The organism is Chryseobacterium sp. SIMBA_028 (genome assembly GCF_046535285.1).
Classification (GTDB): Bacteria; Bacteroidota; Bacteroidia; order Flavobacteriales; family Weeksellaceae; genus Chryseobacterium.
Genome location: NZ_JAWRWZ010000017.1, coordinates 21,621 through 47,020, shown reverse-complemented (window position 1 = coordinate 47,020; position 25,400 = coordinate 21,621). Strand labels below are relative to the sequence as shown.

The window sequence follows — 25,400 nt, the reverse complement described above, 5'->3', positions numbered from 1 at the left end:
ATATTTTATTGATTCTATATCAAAATCTTATACTGATAAACTCTACCGATCTCTCCAATACCAATTCCGGAACTTCCTTGTGTGGTGTATGACCTATCTGTGGAATGATGTATTTCTCAGCGCTTCCGCTTACCTGGGAAACTGTTTTTTCAACCTGATCTAAAGTACCATATTCATCAACTTCTCCCTGAATAAATAAAAGAGGACAAATGATGTCCTTTAAAAGGTATTCGATGTTCCAATTTCTGTAATCATCGCGGGTCCATGTCTCTGTCCAGGCTTTAAACAACATTTCTACTTTATCTCCATGATATTTCTGTAAACGCTGCGGCAAGTTGGTGGTTTTGTAAGCTTCCCAGGCATCATACACTCCCTTTAGAGTTACATCTTCTACAAAAATATGTCCAGCTTCACAAATAACCGCTTCTACTCTCTCCGGATATTTGGCAGCAGTGATCAACGCAATTGTTCCTCCATCACTGTGGCCAAATAAAATAGCATTATTAATATTCAGTTCAGCCAAAAGATCATTAAGTAAATCTGCCTCCAGTTCCATATAATTAACCGGTCTTTCATGGGTAGACATTGGATTGGATTTTCCATATCCTAACCGGTCATAAGCAAGGACATTACATTGTACAGCCTCGGATAATGTAACCGGAAAATCTCTCCAAAGTTGTACAGAACCTAGTGAATCATGTAAAAAGACAATGATGGGTCTGTTTTCAAATGAGTTATTGTATTCTATATATAATTTTTTATCCTTTACATCAATTAGTCTCCTTTCCATTGAATAAAATTATATTAAAAATTGGGCATCTTTGTTTCTTCAAATTCTTTTAACAATTGATTAAAAACTGTTTCTACCGGAAGAATATCATTAATAAGGGCCGAAACCTGTCCTATTTCCAGTTCACCATCTTCCATATCCCCTTCAAACATTCCACGTTTTGCTCTTGCTCTGCCTAATGAAGAAATTAAAGCTTCTTTATTTCTTCCTTCCTGATAAATCTCCTCTAATTCGTTGAAAAATTTATTCTTAACCATTCTCACCGGAGCAAGTTCCTTTAAGGTAAGATGAGTATCTCCTTCCTGAAGTTCTACGATTTTCTTTTTCCAATTCTCATGGGCACTGGCTTCAGTGGTAGCAGCAAAACGAGAACCTATCTGTACACCATCTGCTCCTAAAATCATAGCTGCTTTCATTTGAGATCCCAATGCAATTCCTCCCGCTGCAATTAAGGGCTTTGAAATATGTTTTTTTACATTAGGAATCAGGCAGAATGTTGTAGTCTCATCTCTTCCATTGTGTCCACCGGCTTCAAATCCTTCCGCTACCACAGCATCTACTCCTGCTTCTTCACACTTTATAGCAAACTTAGTAGACGAAACGACGTGAGCAACCTTTATTCCTTCTTTTTGTAAGGTTTCTGTATAGGTTTTTGGATTTCCTGCTGAGGTAAATACTATTTTCACCCCTTCTTCAAGAATGATCTGAATGATTTCCTCAAGATTAGGATACAGCATAGGAACATTCACCCCAAAAGGCTTATCTGTGGCCTGTTTACATTTTTGAATATTTTCTCTTAGGATATCAGGATACATACTTCCCGCACCTATTATTCCTAATCCTCCGCAATTAGAAACAGCTGACGCTAGTCTCCAACCTGAGTGCCAGATCATTCCAGCCTGAATAATAGGATATTTTATATTGAAAAGCTCTGAAATTCTATTTTGGTCTCTCTGCATGTCATGTAGTTTTTTTGCCGAATTAAAATCTATAAAATTGCTCATGTGTAAAAATACTAAAAACAATGGTTGCCAAGCATTTCTATCGATTAAAAAATAGGTAGAAAATCTACTAAATATTATCTTTTTTATAGAGTGCCAAGACTCTATCTATAGTAAAACTTATCTTTAAGAAATTTTGAACCAGTTCAAATACATTTTTCTGTAGTTTCTCTACTTTAAGATCAACCCAGCCCTGCATGAGGGTTAACGGACCACAATCTACACTTACATTAGGCCAGTCTTTCTGGTATTTCAAAAATTCACTTCTAAAGTCCTGTGCAAATTTTCTACTGGATATTGAATAGTTTGTCAATGTTCTTACTTTCAATGCATGAATATTATAGTACACTTTTCTTTCCTTAATAGATTGTTCATTTATCCAGATTGAAAAGAAAATTCTTCCTGTTGCATCTAGTGGTGACAGCGGATCTCCAGACCATTCCGGGTTATAAACTTTAAGAGCAGCAGATTCCAAAACAACTTCTATAGCAACTTCTAAGTTACAACGCTCAAACTCTTCCTTAGGGATTATTTCTATAACGGAGTTGAATTCTTTAAGATAAAAAGTATAATCCATCTTGTGAGTTTTTGTAAAGGTACCAAATAGTATTGTTTGAATTTATAGAAATAGAATACCTGAGCTTAAAGGAGAAAAAGAATACAACTATACCTTTTTGAACATCCATAAAAAAACCCTTCAGAAATTCTGAAGGGTTTGATTTTTATTTTTTAATTGACTCTTTCTTCCAGTTGGACTTAAAGCTACAACTATCGTAGCGTCCGTCTATAGAGATGAAAGTGGTTGGCAACTTAGAGTTAACAAACTTCTCAACCAATTCATTTTTCTTTTTATTAAGAGCCATCTGCTTGATTCTGCTAAAGTCTGTTTCCAGAGTGATCTGGTGTGCAGGAATAACATCTTCCATTTTAATGATCTTTACAGCCTTTCTTCTGTTCTCCTCATCGTCAAAAGCAGTTGTGATATCTCCTTTATTCAAACCAGCTAATTCGTAGCTGATTGTTCCAGGGATACTTTCTCTTTCAATTTTATCAGAACCGTCCGCCCCAGGAATTACCCCAGCATTGAACTTTGTCTTTTTATCATCTGAAAATTTGAAAGCAGCATCTTTAAATGTAATTTTGCCATCTATAATCAGACCTCTGATACTGTCTAGCTTTACTTTTGCTGACTTAAGCTCTTCATCAGTTGGCGTTGCTTTCAACAGGATGTGTCTTGCATCATATACTTTACCAGATCTCTTCAATAACTGAATGATATGGTATCCGAATTCAGATTCAATGGGCTCAGAGATCTCATTTTCCTGTAGGTTTAATGCTGCAGCTTCAAATGGCTTTACCATCTGTCCTTTATTGATGTTTTTGTACAATCCTCCATTGGTAGCAGAGCCCTCATCTTCAGAATAAATTCTCGCCTGACTTTCAAAAGTTTCCCCACCAAGAATATCCTGCTTGATTTTTTTCAATCTGTTGATAAGATCTTGTTTGTGAGCCTCTGTCAAGGTAGGATAAATCATAATCTGAGCTAAAGTGACCTCATCTTTTACCTGTGGCAACTGCATTTTATACATATTATAAAAATCAGTAACCTCATTTGGTGTTACGTCTGCCTTTTCAGTAACTCTTTGGTATTTTGCCTGTCCATAATACTGATCCGTATCGATTTTTTCGATAGCGTTCTTCATTTCATAAGAGTTTCTGAACTTATAAGCAGCAAGTAATGTTTTTTCATCCGGAAATTGAGAAAGCAACTGACGGTATTTTGCATTAGCCTGTTCTTTGATTGATGCAGAACGGTTTTCAATTAATGTATCCTTTTTTGCTTCGTATACAAGAAGTTTATTGCTGATAAGGTTTTCAAGGAACTCACATTTGTCTGTGTTTGTAGCTCCCTGCTGTTTTCCATAATTCATCTGCTCGGCTACATCTGATTCCAAGACAATCTCATCTCCGATAACAGCAGCAATACCATCCACTAAATCTCCTGGTTTTAGCTGGGCATTCATCATATTGGAAGAAAAAATCATGATGAAAATCCCAAGAAGATAAGTGATTTTTAGTTTATTTGTCATTTTACTATTTTAACAAGTTGCAAATTTAGAATTCTTAACGAATTTCACTCAATTTTTTATTATAAATATTTCTTAAAAAGACTTATTTACTGCAGTTCAATATCAAATGTCGTCAATTCTTTGAATTGTCTCAATCTGTGGAACATATCTGACTCCTCTACTTCCTGAATTCTTTCTGTTCCGAATTTCTCTACTGTGAATGAAGCCATTGCTGATCCTACAATTAGAGCTGACTTCATTGTTTCGAAATCAATTTTCTCTTTTTTAGCAAGATAGGCTGCAAAACCTCCTGCAAATGTATCTCCTGCTCCAGTTGGATCGAAAACCTCCTCTAGTGGAAGCGCCGGGATAGCAAATACTTTATTATCATGGAACAATAAAGCTCCGTGTTCTCCTTTTTTAATGATTACATATTCAGGTCCCATTGTATGGATCTTCTTAGCAGCTTTTACTAAAGAATATTCTCCTGAAAGTTGTCTTGCCTCTTCATCATTGATGGTAATAACATCTGTTTTTGCAATCATATCCATCAAGATATCCCATGCACAATCCATCCAGAAATTCATGGTATCAAGGATAACAAGCTTTGGACGGTTGTTCATTTTTTCTAATACCGATAATTGAACGCCAGGGTGTAGGTTTCCAAGTAATAAAATTTCAGCATCCTGCATTGAATCCGGGATTTTCGGATCAAAATTTTCCAATACGTTCACTTCAGTAACTAAAGTATCTCTGGTATTCAAATCATTATGGTATTTACCTGACCAGAAGAATGTTTTTCCTTCTTTAACGATTTCAATTCCCTCGATGTTTACATCTCTGTTTGTAAACATATCAAGGTGTTCCTGTGGGAAATCTCCTCCTACTACAGAAACGATACCAGATTTTACCCCTAAAATAGATGAAGTGATCCCAATATAAGTGGCTGCACCGCCTAAAATCTTGTCCGTTTTACCAAATGGTGTTTCAATTGCATCAAATGCAACACTTCCTACAACTAAAAGTTTCATATATTTTTCAATGTATATTAAAAATAATTATTTTTTCCATTCAAAAGAGTCCAGCAGATGCTTCATATCATTTTTGATATAGTTTACTGCGGGCGCCAGAGAGTCCGGTTTCGGCCTCGTATTAAAGTATAGATAAGCAGTTACGAAATGCTTCGTACTGTCTGTAATGTAAAATTGAAGATTAGAAGCACTTTGCCCTTTCAGTTCATAGAAGTTCCCGTAGACTTTCTTTTCCGGGTATTCAAAGGATTTTGTATCTATGGAACTTGCTTTAATGGTATGTTCGTAAACCATTTTTTCGGCTTCCTTAATGTGCTCTGCAAAGTCATTTTGTATCGGATAATAGGTCACAAAAATTTTCGCTTTCATTTTAGGATAATCCAAATAATACCAGCAAGGCTTTTTAGCTGCTGTAATATTAGCAAAATCCGAATATTCAAATGTATAGGCACAGTTGTTTTCAAACTTCTGATATTTCGGTGCCGGATATTCCAGACGCAGTTCTCCGTAAGGTTTTGGAACCGGATCTTTTCCACATGAAATTAAAAGCAGTGATACAAAAATAAAAATGACCTTTTTTATCATTTTGCAAAAGTACAAATTAGATTTTAGATTTCGGAAGACAAATTTCAGTCTTTCAACGAGTTTTGAATGTAATTTTCCAAAGGCTTCGGAAAGGATTTTTCATGGGACCCCTGGATATCTGTAATTTCATATTGATTTTCAGTAATAAAGTCATCCCAAAGTACCTCTGAAGTCACATTAACATTAAATATTTCAATGCTTACGTTTTTGTGAGTCAGTTTATGAGAAATCATTTTTGAGTTGGTAATAAAAGCTTCCATTTCTGCTGAAATGGATGAAGGAAACTCAAATAATTTTTTCCAGATAAAATCATCGCCTCGCTGACGGATCAGAAACTTTCCGTTTCTGTTAACAAAATAATAGGTCAAAGCTAGATCTTCTGCTTTCACTTTTTTTGTTTTTACAGGATAGTCTGAGATTTTTTGCAGGGAAAATGCAATACAGTCTTCATTAATCGGACATTCTCCACAAAGAGGATTCTTTGGCTTACAAATCTCGGAACCAATATCCATCATCGCCTGATTGAAGTCACCTACATTTTCCGGCATTACCAAAGCAGCTAATTCTGAGAAATAAGTAAATGCCCTTGAGTTTGAGATATCAAAATCGTCTGCAAAAAAACGGCTCAACACCCGGTAAAAATTTCCATCAACAGCCGGTATTCTTCCGCCGAAACATATACTTGAAACTGCGGCCGCTGTATACTTTCCTACTCCCTTTAGTTTTAAAATCTCGTCATACTGAGCAGGAAATACGCCTTGATAATCATTCATGATCTGCTGGGCAGCCTTATGGATATTGATCGCTCTGGAGTAATAGCCTAATCCTTTCCAGTAAAGCAAAACTTCATTTTCCTCAGCTTCTGCCAAGGTTTTTACGTCTGGAAATCTTTTAATGAAGTTATTATAATGGTTTAACCCCTGATTGATCCTTGTCTGTTGAAATACAATTTCACAAATCCATATTTTATAGGGATCTTTCGTTTGTCTGAAAGGCAGATCTCTTGCATTATTCCGATACCATTCTAAAAGCCTGTTTCCTACATGAAGAAAATCTGAGCCTGTATTATTCTTTTCCAAAAACCAATCTATTTAAACCGTAAAGAGATTATTTTCTCTTCACTTCTGAACATTATTTCAGCGTTGCAAAGATAGGTTTATTTTATTTTTTCTTCACAGAATATACAGGTGCTGCTTTTAACCATTGATATTTAAGGTTTCTGTCTTTTGCAATTAAGCGGTATCCCTCAAGATTTTTCAGATATACATACATGGAATCATTTTTAAGCTTTAGTCTGTAAGGAGAAAGGAACTGCATTGGAAATTCTAAGGTAGAATCCCTTACGGTCTTCAACACCTTTCCGGATCTTACTTTATAAATAAAAAATGCCTTTCCACGTCCTTTTGAACTGTCTGCCAGCTTTACATCTGAACTTGAAAGAACAAGTTCACTGCCATCAAAACATTCTTCTTCGTCCATGATATAGGCTTTTCCCACTTGACGTTCATCTGCAAAAAGGTCTTCTTCGTATTGGGCCGGACTTTGGTATTTTTTTTCACAACTTACCAAAAACACCATCAATAAAGCAGGCAAACCGATGATAAGCTTTTTATTCATATTAAATTTCATAGATATTGGTAGAAAAAAACCGATGTAAAATTGCATCGGTTTTTATTATTTAAAATAAGTTTTCTTATTCTTGAGAATATTCTGCATCCCATTCATTACCGTCATCCCCTTTGTGTCCGTCTAGTTTAATAACGAAACTTTTTGTTGGGAAATAAGGGGTCATACGGATATCAAGCCATACTCTGTCTTTGTTTACTCTGTCCTGCTCAAAACGTACAATTTTGAATTTTTCGATCAACTTGTCCGGTCCTTTGATGTTATCAAGGAACGTTACAATTTGTCTTCTTAAATCGTCTTCGTTTTTAGCATTCCAGTTTTCAAAAGCTCTTCTGTTCAGGAAGTCTAGTAATACTTTAGTTACATAGTCGAATACACGAACTACAGAATAGGTCTGAAGACCGATATTGTCTCCTGTAAATAATGTCTTTGCAGAGAAAGCCATAATTTTTCCATATTCGTTAACCATTGGAACAAGACCCATTTTTTCTAATTGAGAAATTTCACTTTTCTTCAATTCGAATTTTACGGCGTCTACTTCGTTGATATTACCATGTTTTTTACCTGCTGCTACCTGAGACATTAGTGTCTTATGGATTTTTCCTGCTAATGAAGTGGAAGGTGGAAGTTCTACGTTTTCTTCTTCACCTACTTCTTCAGCTTTTCCACGTCCTACCAGCCAGTTACACGTCATAATAACGTTACTTCTGTGAAGTTCACCTCCTGTAAGGTTTGCAGAATGGAATAGGTCTACTACATCATCCGGTTTATCAAGGTTGGCGAAGTCTGTAACCATCATTACTTTATTCTCGTTACAGATTTTTGCCCATTTCTCAATTACCTTATTGGATCCTAAATATCCAGGAATGGCAAGGATAGAATAGTTATCTCTAAGGTCTAAACGGTCGTAGTAGTTCTTAAATTCTTCAGAAATAGCATCAATGAATAAAGGGTTATCTAAATCTGAAACCTGATCGATGCTTGCGTTAACGATACTTACGTTATCTACTTTGTCCAATTCTGTATTTTTGTAGAATTGAGCTACTGTTCTATAATTCGTTTCTAACAAACGAACTTCGTCCAGGGTATTTTTAAGGTTTTTCTTTAAGTTCTGATCGGCTTGCTGTGCTTTTGTTTTGCACGTTTCAGCCATTTTATCTGCAGATTCATTTCCTTCTAAAAGGCTTACCCAAAGGGCAATCTTTTGAAGAAGTTCTTTTCTTTCTTCTGCTTTATTTCCGTCGTTAAGAAAGATTTCTTTCCTAGCTTTTCTTGTTGGGTTCATATTGGCGATACCGTCTACAACGGATTCAACAAAGCCAAAACCTCCCATTTTATTGAGTTCCGCAAGCGGATTACCCTTTGGTTGTCCTGAGTGTTGTTGTTGATTCTGCTGCTGGCTTTCCTGCGCCTGTAATTTGCTATCCATGATTTAATGTAAAGTCTTTAATTATTTTTCAAGTTCTTGTGCCACATCTTTCAATACTTCTATGAACGCAGCTCTTGTCTGATCGTTCTCCAGCATATTGCGTAGAATTTTATTTGTTTTCAGTTGGCGTACAATTTTGTTGTACTGCTCCTGCTCCATGCTCAGTTGCTGTAGATAGTCTGATTTCTGAGTAAGGCTTTTGGGAGTAAAGTCTCCAAGATTTTGAAAACGGAATTCTTCTTCAACTGTTCCTCCATCCTCTGTTTCATGCTGTACGGATACAGAAGGCTGAAAATGTTTGAAAACGTCTTCCACTGTTTTTAATCCTGTTACAATTTCAGGGGTATAAGATTCTTCTGTTGTAAGCTGGCTTACTATCAGTGATTTATTTTCCTGTATTTCCTGAATAGCTTCATTAGCATCTACTTTTACTTCGTTTCCGCCAACACCATAATTAAACATTGCCATATTATTATTATTTTGAGATTTACTATTTTGGTTTGGATCTGTTTTTGAGTAATTTACAGACGTATCAAATAAATTACCAATCCAATGTTTAAATTTAAAAAAAAACTGTAACATACAAAATTTTGTAAAGATTTTTCTTGAATTATTTAAATTTAACTACACTTATTTAACATAAAATCAAATTCTTATGATGTCACTAAGCTATGAAAAAATAAATAAAAATAAACCATAGGGAGATAAAATAAAATCCCGGTATATTTTGCATTTATAAAAAAACACCAAATACGTGTTAAAATAAGAATTCCTCCAACGTGGGGAAAAAATATTCTTTATATTTAAATAAAGTAAACAGCGTAATGAAAGATGTAAAGATTGCTTTTAGAAAACCAATATATCCTGTTTCAAAAGCATTAGAGCAGTATTTGGAAAAACATAACAGAACGACCAAGATTCAGTTTCTATATGAAGACCTTCTCAGATTCAGCGACAGTGTAAATATTCTGGATAAGGAGGGCAAAGATACTTTGTGGCTCGGTGTACTGTATTCTGAATATGAGTTTAAAGAAATAGAGGCTAACTTAAATAAGATTTATACTCTTCTTCATTCCGACGGAGATGAAGCGACTTTACCTTATCTGAAAGTGGATACGATCGACTTTTGTACTTTCGGAAATTCTAAACCTTTTCGAATTCGGGTCAGAAATATCCTGAACGATAATTATACTAATTTTTATATTAAACAGGCGGACGCCTCCCGAATCTATGGACTGGAACTTGAAGACCTGCTTTCTCCCAACCGAATTAACTTTCTAATTTACAAAAACACCCTAATTGAAGAGCATATTTTAGGAATCCCCGGGGATGTATTTATTCAGAAACATATATCTAACTGTACAGAATTGGAAAAGGCGCAAATTTCAAAAGAGTTTGTAAAGTTCAATGAACGCTGCCTCATTGGATTGTTGGGTGATATGCGTTCTTACAATTATGTTATTATTCCTATACACGATTTTGATCAGGTAATTTACAGAATTCGTCCCATTGATTTTGATCAGCAAAGCTATGAGGGAAACCTAAAAGTCTATCTTCCCCAGTATTTCAAAGAAAACAGCTTTATGGTTAATATGGTCCTGGAAAAACTGAAACCTAATTCTATAGAGCAGTATCGGAAAGAAGTACGCTCACAAATTGTAAAAAGGGTGACGAGCAGCAAAAACAGATTCGATGAACTTATTTCTATTATGAAAAAAGAAAATATTGCACCGGAAGCCAATGTTATAGAGCTAAGAACAGCTTTGCAAAAACTCACCTATGATGTCAATTTCAAGTATTGTAAAACCATGGGAGATATTCTAGAAACCGGAATAAAGTTTGTTATCCGAAATTATAAGAAAGCATATTAAAAAAGAGAATCCGCCTCCATTATATGTGAGGCGGATTCTTTCTTTTCTAACAATTTTGCTGGTAATAATCCTACCAGATTTTTATTCTGTCTTCAGGAGCTTTATACATTTTATCTCCTGGTTTGATATCAAATGCTTTGATGAATGAATCCTGATTTACTAACGGGCCAAAAGCTCTGAACATCCCCGGAGAGTGCGGGTCCGTCTTCACCTGATTAATCATATACTGATCAGTTGCTTTTGTTCTCCAAACGGTCGCCCAACTCATAAAGAATCTTTGATCCTGAGTGAATCCGCTAATTTTTCCTGGATTTCCTTTATCTTTTAAGTACATCTGAAGGGCATCGTAAGCTACTGCTACTCCACCTAAGTCACCGATATTTTCTCCACTTGTAAATTTACCATTCACAAAGCTTCCTTTTACAGGCTCATATCCACTATACTGAGCAGCCAACTGACCTACTTTTGCATCAAAGTTCTTACGATCAGCATCTGTCCACCAATTGTTTAGGTTTCCATCGCCATCGAAACGAGAACCACTGTCATCAAATCCGTGAGAGATTTCATGTCCGATAACAGCTCCTATTCCTCCAAAATTTACAGCGGCATCAGCTTTAGGGTTATAGAAAGGAGGTTGAAGAATTGCTGCAGGGAATACAATTTCGTTGTTTGATCCGCTGTAATATGCATTCACTGTTTGTGGAGACATTCCCCATTCTGTTTTATCAACCGGTTTTCCTACTTTATCCAAACTTCTTTGGTACTGCCAAGCTGATACATTTTGCAGGTTAGAATATAATGATGCTCCTTGTTTTGGAGATTCAACCTTTAATTGGGTATAATCTTTCCATTTATCCGGATAAGCGATCTTCACTGTAAATTTGGATAGTTTTTCCTGAGCCTTTACTTTTGTTTCAGGAGACATCCAGTCTATGTTGGCAATGTGAGATTTGAATGATTTTAGAAGATAATCAATATAGGTTTCCATCTGCTGTTTTGCTTCCGGAGTAAAGTATTTGTCTACGTATAATTTACCAAAAGCCTCACCAAGAACAGTATTTACAAGGGTAAGACCTCTTTTGTTCATAGGACGTTGTTCTTTTTGGCCCTGTAGATCTTTTGCATAGAAATCAAATCTAATCTGCTCCAGACTTTCATCAAGGTTACTTGCATTACCATTAATCAAATGATACTTCAGGTAGTCTTTCAATAATGGAAGATTCTTCTGAGTCATGAACTGATCCATATTCTGGTAATATTTCAGTTCACCAATAATTACTCTGTCTGTATTTACACCTGCCTCTTTAAGGTATTTGGCAAGATCAACATTCTTAACTAAACCTGACAGTTCTGATACATTTTTAGGGTTGTATCTTAAATTGGCATCTCTGTTCTGCTCAAGAGTCAACAAATAATTCGCTAATTGCTTTTCAAAATCTACAACATTCTGTGCTGCCTGAGCTGAGTTTTTATATCCTAAAACACCAAATAGTTTTCCAATATAAGTCTGATATTGTCCTAATGTCTTGGTATTGGCATCATTTACTTTCTGATAATAATCTCTTCCCAAACCTAGATCCGGGCCTCCAAGATACACTGCATTCATATTAGAATTCTTCATATCTGCTCCGGCTCTCCATCCGTAAAATGAGTTATCCCCTAATCTTGTTGCTTCCAAAAGGTATTTTTGCAAATCGCTAAGGTTTTTGATGCCATCAATTTTTGCAAGATCTCCCTTGATAGGAGCTAATCCATCTGCATTTCTTTTTGCTGTATCCATAAAAGATGCATAAAGGTTCTGGATCTTCTGCCCTTCAGATCCTGCAGGATAGTTTTCAGTAAGGATTTTATTTAATATATCTAATGAAGCATCATCTACATTTTCTCTCAATGCATTGAATGAACCCCAATTGGCCTTATCTGAAGGAATCTGAGTAGTTTTCACCCAATTTCCGTTTACGTAGCTAAAAAAGTCATCCTGCGGACGAACAGCTGTATCCATATGGGATAAATTGATTCCCTCTTCTTTCACTTGTTCTTTTACAGGCGATGCGGCAATTGCCGTAGCCTCAGTTTTTTTCTCTGTCCCTGCAGTCTTTGCTGCACCACACGAATGTAGAAATACAATACCCGAAAAGGCAAGTATACCAATATTTAGCTTTTTCATTGAAGATAATTTTTGATTTTACACAAACTTATCAAATATACGAACTTTAACAATATATGATGAGGATAATTAAAAGGAGGATTAGAAAAAGGACTAAATGAAAATGATGATTAAATCATTTCGTGAATTTTAACCTCCCATTAAATCCTCGATTTGCCAACCTCCGAAAGAAAGGAATGATAGGAACCGTTCCTTTTAGATTATAGTTAATGCAACCTCGCCGCCCTAACGCCTAACTTCTTTCAACCTGCTACCTAAAAAAACAAAACCGCTCATTGCTGAACGGTTTATATTTTTTACCAGATTTTAATTCTATCTTCTGGAGCTTTGTATAATTTGTCTCCTTTTTTCACATCAAATGCTTTATAGAAAGCGTCAACGTTGATCAACGGACCGAAGCTTCTGAAGTAACCCGGAGAGTGCGGATCTGTCTTCACCTGGTTGATCATATATTTTTCACTTGATAACGTTCTCCAAACGGTTGCCCAGCTTAGGAAGAATCTCTGATCTTGAGAGAATCCGCTAATCTTTCCTGGGTTTCCTTTATCTTTTAAATACATTTGAAGGGCATCATAAGCAATGTTTACACCACCTAAATCGGCAATATTCTCACCGTTTGTGAATGTTCCGTTTACAAATGTTCCTTTTACAGGCTCATATTTGTCATATTGAGAAGCAAGAGCTTTTGTAGCTTTTTCGAAGTTAGCTTTATCTTCCGGTGTCCACCAGTCTACCAAGTTACCTTCTGCATCAAACTGTGCCCCGGAATCATCAAATCCGTGGCTCATCTCGTGACCGATAACAGCACCAATACCACCGAAGTTTACAGCTGCATCAGCTTTAGGGTTGAAGAATGGCGGTTGAAGGATCGCTGCAGGGAATACAATCTCGTTAAATACCGGGTTGTAATAAGCGTTTACAGTTTGTGGAGTCATTCCCCATTCTGTTTTATCAACCGGCTTACCGATTTTAGCTAAATCCTTGTTGTATTGCCACTCTCCAATGTTCTGAAGGTTTTGGTATAATGTTCCACCTTTAGCCTCAGGAGTGATTTCTAGTTTAGAATAATCTTTCCATTTGTCTGGATAAGCAACTTTTACAGTGAATTTATTTAATTTCTGCATTGCTTTCTCCTTAGTTGTAGAAGACATCCAAGCTAGGTTATTGATGTGAACAGCAAAGCTTTTCTTTAGATAATCGATCAACTCTACCATCTGAGCCTTAGCTTCAGCCGGGAAGTATTTCTCAACATAAAGTTTACCAAATGCTTCTCCTAAGTTTCTGTTGATTAATTCGAAACCTCTCTTGTTCAATGCTCTTTGTTCTTGCTGACCTCTTAGATATTTTCCGAAGAAATTAAACTTCATGTCTCCCAGCTTTTCGCTTAGATAAGAAGCGCTTCCATTGATCATGTGGAACTTCAGATAATCCTTAATTACAGGAAGATTCTGAGCGTTTACCAATTTGTCGAAGTTTTTGTAGTATCCTAGTTCTCCTATGATAATTTTATCAGTATTTACGCCCACTTTTTTAAGGTAAGCAGGAATATCTGCTCCTTTTACCAAAGCTGAAAGCTCAGCCATTGTCTGCGGGTTATACTGAAGGGTGTTATCACGGCTTTGTTCGTTTGTTAAATAGGTTTTTGCGATGCTTTTTTCATATTCAACAATACCTTTTGCTGCTGCATCAGCGTTTTTATATCCTAGCTCTGTTAACATTGAAGCTACATATTTCTGATATTCAGCAATAGCTTCTGTATTTTTATCATTTACTTTCTGGTAATAATCTCTTCCTAAACCAAGAGAAGCTTCACCTAAATAAACGGCATTCATATTAGAATTCTTTAGGTCTGCATATACTCCCCATCCGTAGAAAATATTTTCACCTTCCTTAGTTACAGAGATCAGATAATTCTGAAGATCAGCCATATTTTTGATCGCATCAATTTTACTCAGGTTTTCCTGAATAGGCTTGATTCCGTCTGCATTTCTTTTTTGCATGTTCATGTAAGACGCATACAAATCCTGGATTTTTTTACCCTCGCTTCCATCAGCAAATTTATCTTTCAAAAGAGAGTTCAGGATCGTCATGGAATTGTTATCCGTGTCTTCTCCAAGTTTGTTGAAACTTCCCCAAGTTGGTTTATCAGATGGAATTTTAGCTGTTTTCATCCAAGTTCCACTCACATAGTTATAAAAATCATCTTGTGGACGTACCGACGTATCCATTAAGCTAACGTCTAGACCTTTATCTGCGTTCGCAACTGCTGTTTTCACAGCTTTAGCTTGTGCACTCACTGTATTTTGAGTACAAATCCCTGCTATTAGAAACAAAGAAAGTGTTAGTTTTTTCATTATGATAACAATTTATACAATAGGTATGATTTATTTACTATTTGTTACTTTACCAGAAAACAAATTTAAACAAATCTTAAGAAGTTGCTATCTCTTTTACATTTCCTGTTCGTTTTAAGAGTTCCCAGGATTGTATTTCGTCTTTCAAAGCCTTTCTGAGACTTTTAAACAATACGATATACATCAGCCATCTATACCCGAATCTTTGCGGAATAATATACAAGAGGCTGGTTAATTTTTCCCGTTGCAAAATAAATCCTGTTAAAGCCAGCGAAGCATCCACTAAAAGGAAAATCAGGTAATAAGTAAATATCTTGTCTCCATTTCCAGATAAAATTCCAAAAAACATAATCAAATCTGCCAGTGGTGAAAAAAACGGAATGATGTATTGGAACAGTAAAATATTAGGCATTGCCCAAAGTCCTAATCCTTTATACTTGGGATTAAGGAAAGTCTGTTTCTGTTTCCAGAACATCTGCATAATTCCATAAGTCCATCGGAAACGCTGTTTCAAAAATTGTGAAAAATCAGATGAAAATAAATTAAAAAACTAAAACTTTAATTTACTGGTTTACAAGAAGTCCTACCAGATCCTGAATCACCTTTTGGGAAACAAAATTCATAAAATCCAGTCTTTCCAGATGAGGCATGTATAATTTTGAGGTTACTTCCTGATCTTTAATTCGTATCGTGTAGAAAACCGTTCCTATGTCCTTGCCATCCTCTCCTTTTCCCGGACCTGCTACTCCGGTTGTAGAAAGGGAAATATCTGTATCAAATAAATCCTGACATCCTTTCGCCATTTCCTGAGCTACCTGCTCACTGACTACCGTAAATTGATCTACTGTTTCTCTGGAGACGTTTAAAATTTTAATCTTTTTCTCTGTGGCATAGGGAACCATCCCACCAAGAAAGTATTTTGAACTTCCGGAAACTGATGTGATCATCTTGGCCAGCTCGCCTCCGGTACAGCTTTCTGCCGTAGAAATAGTCAATTTTCTTTCGGTAAGAATTTCTGCCAGAATAGTCTCAATTTTATCTTCAGAGACTGCAATCACATTATCCTTTATGAGAGGAAGAAGTTTTTGGATTTCGTCTTCCGTCTGTTTCTTTAAGACGTCTTCGTTATCACCGGATGCGGTCAACCTCAGCTTTACACGGGTTCCCACCGGAAGATAAGACAGAGAAATATTTTCAGGAAGGGCTAGTTCCCAATTTTCAATGGTATCTGCAAGAATACTTTCAGGAATCCCAACTACAGAAATAATTCTGCCGTGAATATAATTAAGATTAAATTTTTCTTGTAAATAAGGTATAATCTGATCCTTGATTAATGGTTTTACTTCATAAGGAACACCAGGCAGACTGTAGGATAGTTTTCCGTTCAGTTCCATCATCATGCATGGTGCAGTTCCAAAGTGGTTTTGAAAAACAATGGATTTTGTAGGAACAAAGGCCTGTTCTTTATTTCTTTCAAGAATATCCAGACGTCCGCGACTTTCCATATATCTTTTAAGATGGTTAAAGGTAACCTCATCCAATGCAATTTCATCATTAAAGAACTCTGCAAGAGCTTTTTTGGTTTTATCATCTCTGGTAGGACCTAATCCTCCTGTTGTAATAACTAGATCACCCAGCTTAAAGGCTATATCCAATGTATCCTTGATGGTTTCAATTTCGTCTGAAATTGTAAAGATCTGTACCACCTTGATCCCGATATTCTTAAGTTCGGTGGCAATAAAATTGGAATTGGTATCTATCGTATTTCCGGAAAGGATTTCATCACCAATAGTAATCAGAACAGCTTTTTCCATATATCAATTTCTTGAAAAAAATTCTCCTGCAAATGACGTGAAAATCTACGGCTGTGGCAATATAAATTGATTTTTTCTATTTTTGACAAAAATTAGTTAAAATTATGTCTAAATATGATGATGCTTCATGGCATTATGGTGGTGATTTCCCCAAAGAACTTCCTGAAAAAAATGGAGCTACCCATACAGGAATGTTCCTGAACTGGTGCATTAATAATGATCTTATTTCTAATGAACTAAAGGAGGATGGAGAAGAGGAAATTGAAAAATTAAAAAGAAGAGAAATTACAGGAGCGGAATTCGTTATGGATTTTTGTGACGGGAAGTTTTCAGAACATGACCTGAGTGATCTTGGAAACAGTTTTGCAAAGGATTACTACGCAGATGACACTGATTTTGGAAATAGATACAGTTCATTTGCTGATGACTATGTTAATCTTTTTGATACCAAAGCAGAGGAAAATGATTATGAATACGAAACATTCTACCATATTGAAGATACCTACGAGAATTATGATCTGATGAAACCAGTTATAGATCATCGTTTTGAAGAATGGAAAGAATACATTCAGAGTTAAATAACAAAAAATAAAAGGCAAAATCGTCACCATGTATTTTACGATTTTGCCTTTTTACCTAATTATGTTTCACCCAAATCAGTTCTTCTGTATTATAACCAATTTTTCTTGCTTTTTCAATAAAGCGTTGCCTGATACTTTCAGGGATTGTAGTCGTTCTGGAAAGTATCCACAAATATTTTAGACTGCTTCCAGCCACCAGGGCGTACTGATAGTCTTCGTCTATATCTATGACATTATATCCGGCCCAAATGGGTTTAAAAAAAGAGACTTTAAGTCGGGCTTCGGTTTTATCCTTTACAAATCTGGCTTCACCAATAGATTCATTCCATAGTTTTTTCAAATAGTTATAGCCCTTATTTCTCACCTGAACAGTTCCATCAGGGTTTTCTGAATATTCTGCTGTAACATTATCCATATTTTTCTCGAATTTGTAATCAAACCGTGCAATTTCATACCATCTTCCGAGATATTTTTTAACGTCAAAATTCTTTACTGCAGCTCCTCCTTTTGGAATTCCCACAGAATACGAATGAAAGGCGATATACGCCAATGCTCCTAACGAAACGGGAAGTATAATTTTATGAAAGGTCTTCATGACAGAAATATTTTGTGTGATTCTGATAAAAGCGTCAAAAATAATGCCTTTGGGTTGTTAAGGAACAATAAATTCTATGAAAATACTCTCAGAAAGTTATCCTTAAAGCTTCCCGAAACCTCAATTTCAGTATCATCAGCAAGCATTACCGTTCCGCTTTTATGGTAGGATTTTACAAAGGCTGTATTGATAATATGGGAACGGTGAACTCTTACAAAAGGACTTTCCAACAGGTCATCAAAATGCTTTAAAAAGCGGCATACCATTTTCTTTGAACCATCGGTAAGATAAACCTGCGTGAAATTTCCATCTGCCTGAAGTCTTACTATGTCTTCTGTTTTTACGACATCAAAGCCCTGTAGAGTTGGGAGAATAAGCTGCTGCTTTTCCGGTTTCAGTTTTAGGTTCTCCAAGAGAATTTTGTTACGGTTAAGCTCATCCTTTTTCTCAAGACTTTCAGCAACTTTGTTCACTGCAAGAATCAATTCCTGAATATCGATGGGCTTTAAAATATAATAACTTGCAGACTTATTCAAAGCCTGTAAAGAATATTGTGAAAATGCAGTAATGAAGATCGTTTCATAAGAAAATTCCTTAGTAGCTTCCAATACATCAAAGGCATTTCCAAAGGGCATTTCCACGTCCAGAAAGACCAACTGTGGTTGTTTTTCAGCAATCAGGGGAACGGCTTGCTTGATATTTTCCGCTTCACCGAGAATTTCTACCTGAGGACAATATTTAGTAATATAGCTTCTCAGAACCTCTCTTGCTATGATTTCATCGTCTACGATTACGGCTTTGATTTTCATTGGGAATAAATATTAGATGACAAATATTGGATTGCGAAGATCTACTTACTGGTATTTTCCATTTTTGAACTTCAGTATTTTATAGGAGGTCTTTGATATTTCCTTACTTTCACAATCTCCTTTCACCTCCTTGTTGGCGGTGGTAACAGAAATGGTCTTTATTTTAAGATCTGTAAAATTATTGGTTTTGGATGGATCCATAATGATATACGCATGATTATCTTCAAACTCTCCATTGCATCGGGTATCCCACTCTCCACTGTATAAATCCAGAGTAAACTGATCCAGAACTTTCTTAAAAGTTTTACTTTCCGGATAATACATTGAAATTGTACTTATCTCATAAGGGTTAGGTCTGCTGCTTCCTACAAAATCTGCTTTCACCCCAAAGGCACGGATATTTGTTCCAATAGTATATAATCCCGTATCAATTGTAAAGCTTCTTAAACTTAGGGCATCAGAATTTATATCTGTTGGATCAAGATACTTATTCTTTATTTTCCCATCAGCATCTGTAATTAAAATATAATTCCGGACTGTAAAAACGTAATCATCATTTTCCTGCTCTACTACAACAGGAATGACTGCAATATAGGAATCTTCTGTATTGGGCATTTTCTTCTCAGTACAAAGCTCTTCCTTGATTTTTGTTTTATCTAATTTTAAACTTTGCAGGATATTATTCAAACGAATACTATCAAAATCCTGTCCGGACAAAACACCGGAAAACAAGCAAACACTCAGTATTATCAGGAATATATTCTTTTTCATCTTTGGTTTATATCAGATTAATTTGAATGGTAACCAATACTCCTCTATTATTTTCTTTATCTTTTACAGAGCAGGTAATATCTTTTTTATACAGATCATTTAAAAGTTGAATTCTTTCCAGCGTATTTTTCATCCCTCTACCCTCTCTTGTCTTTTGATGCTGGGTTTTCTGCTTTTTGCTTTCTTCAATTCCTATTCCATTGTCTTCAATAATAATCTTCAGGTATTGATCACTTTTTTCAAAACTTAGCTTTAAAAATCCTTTGTCCGTTCTGTAACGAAGTCCATGCCAGATTGCATTTTCAAGAAACGGCTGTACCAGCATTCCGGGAACCTGCAGACTATGCATATTCAAGCTTTCATCTACCTCTATTTCATAATCAAACTTATCTGTAAATCGTGTTTTCTCCAGAGCCAGATAATTTTGCAGAAGATCCAGTTCCTGTTGAAAAGGAATAAAATCATCTGTAGAGTTTTCCATCACTCCGCGCATCAGCTTGGAGAATTTTGTCAGATATTGATTGGCTTCCAATTCATTATTGGTTGCTATGAAATGATTGACACTATTTAAACTATTGAAGATAAAATGCGGATTCATTTCCCGCCGAAGCGACTGTAGCGCAATTTTCTTATTCTTAGTCTGTACTTTTTTTAGGGTTCTAAAAATAAAAATAACCAAACCTGTCAATAGGATTAAAGCTCCAATTAAACCATAATTGAAAACATTTTTCTTACGAATCAATTCGTCTTTCAATTCTTTTTCCTTTTCCAGCTGTGAAATTCTCTGTTCTGTATCTTCCAGAATCTTATTATCCACAAGGCTTCTATCCTTAGACACCAAATTTGGGAGCTTTCCTAAAAAGTCTCTGTATAATTGAACGGAAGCATCTGTATTCCCCGAAATAGCATACAGACTATCCAGTCTTTTCACACTTTTCTGGGCTTCCAGTGTATGGCCTTTATCCAACGCAATTCCGTAGGCATTTTTCAATAAATCTACTGCTTCTTTTGGATCATTCTTTTTAATATAAATATCCGCCAATTCTTGAATCTGATTGACTTTTTCCTGTGAGTTTTCCTTTACAAAATCTTCTTTCAGAACTTTCTTTTTGGCTTCAATGGCCTTGTCATAGTTTTTATTTTCAACATAAAGGTCAGTTAATTTTTGATTGATAGCCAGAGCCTGCTGTGGAGCTCCTTTTTTTGAAATTTTATAGGCATTATTCAGATTTTCCTCTGCCTTATTGATATCTTTCTGTTGTAGATTGATCTCTGCCAACTGACTGTAGCCCTCTGCTACGCTGGCCTGCTCGTTCTCCTTTTTGCTAATATTAATATTATCCTGAATCGCTTCTGCTCTAAGTTCGGGTGTAGGAGAAGAAAGCCTTGCCACATCATTGGAGTTTACCGCTTTGCTTTTCTCGCTATAGCCCATTTGTGCTGCCATGCTGTAATTACTGAGAGCAGGTGTTATTTTATTCTGTTTTTCCTGTGCCTGAGCCAGTTTTCTGGTAACAGATTCCAGATTTTTCTTATCACTAAGCTTTTGAAAAAGAGCTTTAGCCTTGGTTAAATACTCTTCACTTTTAGCATAGTTTCCCTGATTATAGTAATCACCCGCCATTCCAACATACGTATCAGCAATGGCCTTATCATCATTTTTATCCACCGCTTTCTTTAGCTTTGCAGCAGACTTCAACACTTGCGATACCTTTGTAGAATCCTGTGCAGAAAGGAAATTCCCCACAGCAAGCATTGAAATAAACAATATTTTAAAAATTAATTTCACAGACTTTGAATCTTTACTGCAAAGTAACTAAAACTTTATGTATCGTCTTCCATTCCTTACCAAGTCAAAACCTTACTTCACCAAGTTACTCAATTAAAATACTACCAATCATCATCTTACCATCAATGTTCCTTATTATTCACCTTAAAGACAAGCCTCTTTCTGGCTAAAGCAAGGGCTAACTTAATATCCTTACCTCTTACATTTTTAAATAGGGCGTCCTTTTCACAACAACTCACCAAGTGAAAGCTTCATTTCACCAAGTCTCCCCCATTTTCAGTTCCAGGTCTGACTAATTTTACATCAGAATTTAAACTTAAAAACAGGAAATTATGAAATTGAAACATTTTTTATTAATCGGAATTTTAACGCTGGGAAGTTTTGTAAACGCTCAGGAGATAAAGAAAAATGCAATAGAGGTAACCGGTGTTGCCGAAATGGAAGTAGAACCGGATGAAATTATCTTTAGCATCGGAATAAAAGCAGATAACAAAAATGATCTGGCAGACAATGAAAAGAAGATGTTTGATATTTTAAAGAGCGCCGGCATAAAGAACGAGGATATCAAATTCAAGTCGATGTACCAGAATATCTATTCAAAAACAGCAAAGTTTTCCAAGAACTATCAGTTTAAGGCAAATACAAAATCAAACATTAGTAAGATCTTTGAAGACCTAAACCAAAAATGGGTAAGCAGCCTGAACATTTCTGAGGTAAAGAATACCAAGATTGCTGACTTCAGAAAAGCGGTAAAGATCAATGCCTTAAAAGCAGCTAAGGAAAAAGCCGATTATCTGTTGGAAAGCATGGGCAAAAAGATAGGAAACGCCATTGAGATTGTAGAAATAGAAGACTACACCAGTGACATGGTAATGTCTGTTGCCTATAAAGGCAGAATGAACAATGTACAGATGGAAATGGCCGATGCTTCTGCTGATATTTCTTTTGACAATATAGAAAATATCAAACTGAAATACAGTATCAAAACGAGATACGAAATCCTTTAAAATAACAGATTTAAGAAGACAGCTCCTTTTGGGGCTGTTTTTCTTTTGTACCATTATCAGGTTACCAAGTGAAAGCTTCATTTCACCAAGTTTCCCCATTTTCAGGGCTCAATACGAGTAATTTTACTTCATAATTTAAAATAATAAACGATGAAACGCTATTTTTTAATACTCATGACATTTTCGGTTGCTTTCCTAAAAGCACAGGAAATAAAAAAGGAAATTGATGTAAAGCAGGCTACGGTATTTCTTCAGGGGGCAAAAGTCTTTGGAACTACCAATGTGAGTCTTCAGAAAGGACGGAATATGGTAAGAATTGTCAATCTACCCAATGATCTGGATGAAAATACCTATAAAATCAATCTTGAAAAAAATACCACTCTTCTTTCGATCACCCCTCAAAGTAATTTTTTGAAAAATGATGAATTATCTGATGGTGAAAAGAAGCTTGATGATGAAAGAAAAAAGCTTCAAAGACAGGTAAACCTATTGAATATTCAGGTTAAAAACCTTACTGGTGAGCAAAATATCATCAATGATAATTTAAAAGTATCTACCAATGATAAATCTACACCACAAGAGCAACTCATTAAGCTTACAGAATTCTATAGAAAGAGAATGCTGGAAATTGATAATCAGATATTTTCACTGAATGAACAGAAATTTACAATGGATGAAAATATTGCAAAGCTCAACAAGCAAGCTGCAGAGGAACAAACTCATAAAAATACCAACAGAAAAGAGCTTTTGCTTGAAATTCTTGCAGATAATGATATCAGTCTGAATCTTGGAGTAAGCTATATTGTTTCTGATGCTGGCTGGGTACCATCCTATGATCTCCGTGCGGAATCTATAAAGAAACCTCTTGAAATGGTCTATAAAGGGAAAATCTATCAGAAAACCGGACAGGACTGGAAAAATATAAAATTGTTTGTGTCTACTTACAGGCCATCATACAATCAGGACAGACCTATCCTTTCTCCGCTCTATGTTGCAGAATATACAATCCACAATCCAATACAGGAAATTGCCGACTATAAGCTTAAAAAAACAACAGCTGCCGTAAATGCCTACCAAATGAGGGAGGATGCCATAGCAAGGCCAAGTCAGGTTCCTATTGCTTCTGTTTCTGATAACCAGATGAATGTAATCTATGAACTGAACTATAGTCAAACAATTTTAAGCCAGGAGAAAGAACAATATGTTATTCTGGATAAAAAACACATTGATGCTACCTACAAATACCACACAGTTCCAAAGGTTAACAATCAGGTCTTTCTGATGGCATTTGTAAAAAACTGGCAGAACCTCAATCTTATCAATGGCGAGGCCAATATCTACTTTGAAGATAATTATATCGGAAAAACTAATATTACCAGCAATTATGTGAAAGATGAGTTCCCGATCTCCCTTGGTGTGGATGAAAGAATAACGGTAAAAAGAATCAAGCTGGAAGACAAGACCTCCCAAAAACCGATGAACTCAAATAAATGGGAAACTGAGTCTTACCAGATAAGCATCCGAAACAATACCAAGGAAAGCATTGAACTGGAGGTTCTGGACCAGCTGCCTATCAGTGAAAATTCCAAGATTATGGTAAAAACGATAGATTTGGGTGATGGAAGTCTTGATGAAAAAACAGGAAGTATTCTTTGGAACAAGAAAATCAGTTCCGGAGGTTCTGAAAAGATCAACTTCTCTTATGAAGTAAAGTATCCGAAGGAGATGCAGATACAATATTATAGCAGATAATCTTTAAAGCGGTGACTAAAGTTTAGTCACCGCTTTTATTTTGAAACTGTTTTTTTTAATACACTTATAAACCACAAAAGTCGCAAAAGATTAAACACTTTAGTTATTTTTAAGGGACAAGCTTTGTTTATATAAAAGCTATCTTCCGAATTTAAAGTATCTGGACAATGGGTGTTTTTTATTCTTTAAAAATGAGGAAACCATTTCCATACCCGTCACTGAGAAAGTAATTCCGTTACCTCCAAAACCTAGTACAAAATAAGAATTCCTGAATTTTTCATGTTCATCAATATAAGGCAGTCCATCCTTAGTTTCACCAAAAGTTCCTGCCCACACAAAGTCGGGATAAAAATGATAATCAGGTTTTATTTTCTTGAGGTTTTTCAAAATCTCTTTTTTCTTTTTCTCCAATAGAGCATCACGCTTTTCAGCATTATAAAAATCTTCATCTCCACCACCAATTAACAACCTTCCATCATCCGTTGTACGCATATAGATATACGGATCATCCGTATTCCAAACCAATGTGTTATTGATATTTTTGAACTTGTCTTTATCTACTTCAGAAACAACAGCATAGGTGCTTTTTAGGTCCACGAAATTTTCTTTCAACAGATTTTTGCTTTCATAGCCTATGCAATAGATGATTTTTTTTGCCTTAATCTGAAATCCACTGTCTACTGTGGCAAGGTTAAAACCATTGTGATATTCCACATTTATCATTTCAGTTTTATCAAATATTTTCAACCCTTTCTTTACATTGTGCTTACACAATTCATGAGCAAACTGAAAAGCATCAATGCTGGCTCCCTGCCTGGATACTATTCCGCCATAGGTATTTTCAAATTCAAAATTCTTCAGGATCTGTTCCGAATTTAACCACTTCACCTCAAAACCTGCATTTTTTCTGGCCTCGTATTCTTTTTTCAACCATTCTACATCTTTCTTTTTTGAAGCAAAATACAGTGACTTTTTACGTTTGAATCCGGCATTGGATCTTATCTGTCTTGAAATTTCATCAATAACATCAATAGCATCTGAACAGGCTTTATAACTTTCAACAGCACCTTTTTTTCCTATTTTTCTGATCAGCTCATCAAGAGGGACATCTATTTCATACTGAAGCATTGAAGTTGTGGCCGAGGTGCTTCCGTTACAAAGTTCCCGTTTATCAATAAGAATTGTTTCATGACCATCTTTTATCATCTGATGCGCTATAAGACTTCCTGTAATTCCGCCGCCAATAATTAAGACATCACATTTTTCATCAGATTTTAAAGACGGATAGGAAGCCATCAATCCATTTTTTAAAAGCCAAAAAGGTTCATTTGATTTGAGATCCATATTAGTATTTTATAT

Annotated in this window: 23 protein-coding genes; 4 read left to right on the top strand and 19 right to left on the bottom strand. The window is 35.7% G+C overall.

The window, feature by feature from the left end:
- Positions 1 to 19: 19 nt before the first annotated feature.
- The 10 genes from SCA31_RS19895 to SCA31_RS19850 all read right to left on the bottom strand — a co-directional run bounded on the left by SCA31_RS19895 (position 20) and on the right by SCA31_RS19850 (position 8,999).
- Positions 20 to 790, bottom strand: a complete 771-nt coding sequence (locus SCA31_RS19895) for an alpha/beta fold hydrolase (RefSeq protein WP_410698759.1) — start codon at positions 788 to 790, stop codon at positions 20 to 22.
- Between the two features lie 14 nt (positions 791 to 804).
- Positions 805 to 1,749, bottom strand: coding sequence for an NAD(P)H-dependent flavin oxidoreductase (locus SCA31_RS19890; protein ID WP_410698758.1), 945 nt, complete (start codon positions 1,747 to 1,749; stop codon positions 805 to 807).
- 112 nt (positions 1,750 to 1,861) lie between these two features.
- Positions 1,862 to 2,368 carry a hypothetical protein gene (locus tag SCA31_RS19885; RefSeq protein ID WP_410698757.1) on the bottom strand — a complete coding sequence of 169 codons (507 nt, stop codon included), beginning with the start codon at positions 2,366 to 2,368 and terminating at the stop codon, positions 1,862 to 1,864.
- A gap of 145 nt (positions 2,369 to 2,513) precedes the next feature.
- A complete protein-coding gene (locus SCA31_RS19880) occupies positions 2,514 to 3,881 on the bottom strand; it encodes a peptidylprolyl isomerase (RefSeq protein WP_410698756.1) in 1,368 nt (455 codons plus the stop codon).
- An 86-nt stretch (positions 3,882 to 3,967) separates the two neighbouring features.
- Positions 3,968 to 4,891, bottom strand: coding sequence for a PfkB family carbohydrate kinase (locus SCA31_RS19875; RefSeq protein WP_410698755.1), 924 nt, complete (start codon positions 4,889 to 4,891; stop codon positions 3,968 to 3,970).
- Positions 4,892 to 4,918: 27 nt separating this feature from the next.
- The gene (gene gldD, locus SCA31_RS19870) at positions 4,919 to 5,476 is read right to left on the bottom strand and encodes a gliding motility lipoprotein GldD (protein ID WP_410698754.1); all 558 of its coding nucleotides are present in this window, start codon (positions 5,474 to 5,476) and stop codon (positions 4,919 to 4,921) included.
- Between the two features lie 44 nt (positions 5,477 to 5,520).
- On the bottom strand, positions 5,521 to 6,555 hold the full coding sequence (locus SCA31_RS19865; protein WP_410698753.1) for an A/G-specific adenine glycosylase: 1,035 nt from the start codon (positions 6,553 to 6,555) through the stop codon (positions 5,521 to 5,523).
- A gap of 82 nt (positions 6,556 to 6,637) precedes the next feature.
- A complete protein-coding gene (locus tag SCA31_RS19860; RefSeq protein WP_410698752.1) occupies positions 6,638 to 7,093 on the bottom strand; it encodes a hypothetical protein in 456 nt (151 codons plus the stop codon).
- 76 nt (positions 7,094 to 7,169) lie between these two features.
- Positions 7,170 to 8,531, bottom strand: a complete 1,362-nt coding sequence (locus SCA31_RS19855) for a DUF5458 family protein (protein WP_410698751.1) — start codon at positions 8,529 to 8,531, stop codon at positions 7,170 to 7,172.
- Between the two features lie 21 nt (positions 8,532 to 8,552).
- Entirely contained in the window at positions 8,553 to 8,999 is a 447-nt protein-coding gene (locus SCA31_RS19850) for a type VI secretion system contractile sheath small subunit (RefSeq protein ID WP_410698750.1), read from the bottom strand.
- A gap of 356 nt (positions 9,000 to 9,355) precedes the next feature.
- On the opposite strand from SCA31_RS19850, the gene SCA31_RS19845 reads away from it, so the two are divergent.
- Entirely contained in the window at positions 9,356 to 10,402 is a 1,047-nt protein-coding gene (locus tag SCA31_RS19845; protein WP_410698749.1) for a hypothetical protein, read from the top strand.
- 70 nt (positions 10,403 to 10,472) lie between these two features.
- Here SCA31_RS19845 and SCA31_RS19840 read toward each other — a convergent pair whose 3' ends face one another.
- The 4 genes from SCA31_RS19840 to SCA31_RS19825 form a co-directional block, all read right to left on the bottom strand.
- Entirely contained in the window at positions 10,473 to 12,569 is a 2,097-nt protein-coding gene (locus tag SCA31_RS19840; protein WP_410698748.1) for a M13 family metallopeptidase, read from the bottom strand.
- A 296-nt stretch (positions 12,570 to 12,865) separates the two neighbouring features.
- Complete coding sequence (locus SCA31_RS19835) at positions 12,866 to 14,923, bottom strand: M13 family metallopeptidase (RefSeq protein ID WP_410698747.1); 2,058 nt, start codon at positions 14,921 to 14,923, stop codon at positions 12,866 to 12,868.
- 76 nt (positions 14,924 to 14,999) lie between these two features.
- Complete coding sequence (locus tag SCA31_RS19830; RefSeq protein ID WP_410698746.1) at positions 15,000 to 15,437, bottom strand: hypothetical protein; 438 nt, start codon at positions 15,435 to 15,437, stop codon at positions 15,000 to 15,002.
- Positions 15,438 to 15,486: 49 nt separating this feature from the next.
- On the bottom strand, positions 15,487 to 16,737 hold the full coding sequence (locus SCA31_RS19825; RefSeq protein ID WP_410698745.1) for a CinA family nicotinamide mononucleotide deamidase-related protein: 1,251 nt from the start codon (positions 16,735 to 16,737) through the stop codon (positions 15,487 to 15,489).
- Positions 16,738 to 16,841: 104 nt separating this feature from the next.
- On the opposite strand from SCA31_RS19825, the gene SCA31_RS19820 reads away from it, so the two are divergent.
- Positions 16,842 to 17,315 carry a hypothetical protein gene (locus SCA31_RS19820; RefSeq protein WP_410698744.1) on the top strand — a complete coding sequence of 158 codons (474 nt, stop codon included), beginning with the start codon at positions 16,842 to 16,844 and terminating at the stop codon, positions 17,313 to 17,315.
- A gap of 58 nt (positions 17,316 to 17,373) precedes the next feature.
- Here SCA31_RS19820 and SCA31_RS19815 read toward each other — a convergent pair whose 3' ends face one another.
- From SCA31_RS19815 to SCA31_RS19800, 4 genes are all read right to left on the bottom strand, one after another.
- Complete coding sequence (locus tag SCA31_RS19815; protein ID WP_410698743.1) at positions 17,374 to 17,913, bottom strand: lipocalin family protein; 540 nt, start codon at positions 17,911 to 17,913, stop codon at positions 17,374 to 17,376.
- Positions 17,914 to 17,987: 74 nt separating this feature from the next.
- Entirely contained in the window at positions 17,988 to 18,722 is a 735-nt protein-coding gene (locus tag SCA31_RS19810) for a LytR/AlgR family response regulator transcription factor (RefSeq protein ID WP_410698742.1), read from the bottom strand.
- 45 nt (positions 18,723 to 18,767) lie between these two features.
- Positions 18,768 to 19,493, bottom strand: a complete 726-nt coding sequence (locus SCA31_RS19805) for a hypothetical protein (protein WP_410698741.1) — start codon at positions 19,491 to 19,493, stop codon at positions 18,768 to 18,770.
- Between the two features lie 7 nt (positions 19,494 to 19,500).
- The gene (locus tag SCA31_RS19800) at positions 19,501 to 21,282 is read right to left on the bottom strand and encodes a histidine kinase (RefSeq protein WP_410698740.1); all 1,782 of its coding nucleotides are present in this window, start codon (positions 21,280 to 21,282) and stop codon (positions 19,501 to 19,503) included.
- A 332-nt stretch (positions 21,283 to 21,614) separates the two neighbouring features.
- Between SCA31_RS19800 and SCA31_RS19795 the strand changes: the two genes are divergently transcribed.
- Both SCA31_RS19795 and SCA31_RS19790 read left to right on the top strand, forming a co-directional pair.
- A complete protein-coding gene (locus SCA31_RS19795; protein ID WP_410698739.1) occupies positions 21,615 to 22,289 on the top strand; it encodes an SIMPL domain-containing protein in 675 nt (224 codons plus the stop codon).
- 150 nt (positions 22,290 to 22,439) lie between these two features.
- Entirely contained in the window at positions 22,440 to 24,041 is a 1,602-nt protein-coding gene (locus SCA31_RS19790; RefSeq protein WP_410698738.1) for a DUF4139 domain-containing protein, read from the top strand.
- Between the two features lie 138 nt (positions 24,042 to 24,179).
- Here SCA31_RS19790 and SCA31_RS19785 read toward each other — a convergent pair whose 3' ends face one another.
- Positions 24,180 to 25,385 carry an NAD(P)/FAD-dependent oxidoreductase gene (locus SCA31_RS19785; protein ID WP_410698737.1) on the bottom strand — a complete coding sequence of 402 codons (1,206 nt, stop codon included), beginning with the start codon at positions 25,383 to 25,385 and terminating at the stop codon, positions 24,180 to 24,182.
- Positions 25,386 to 25,400: the final 15 nt, after the last annotated feature.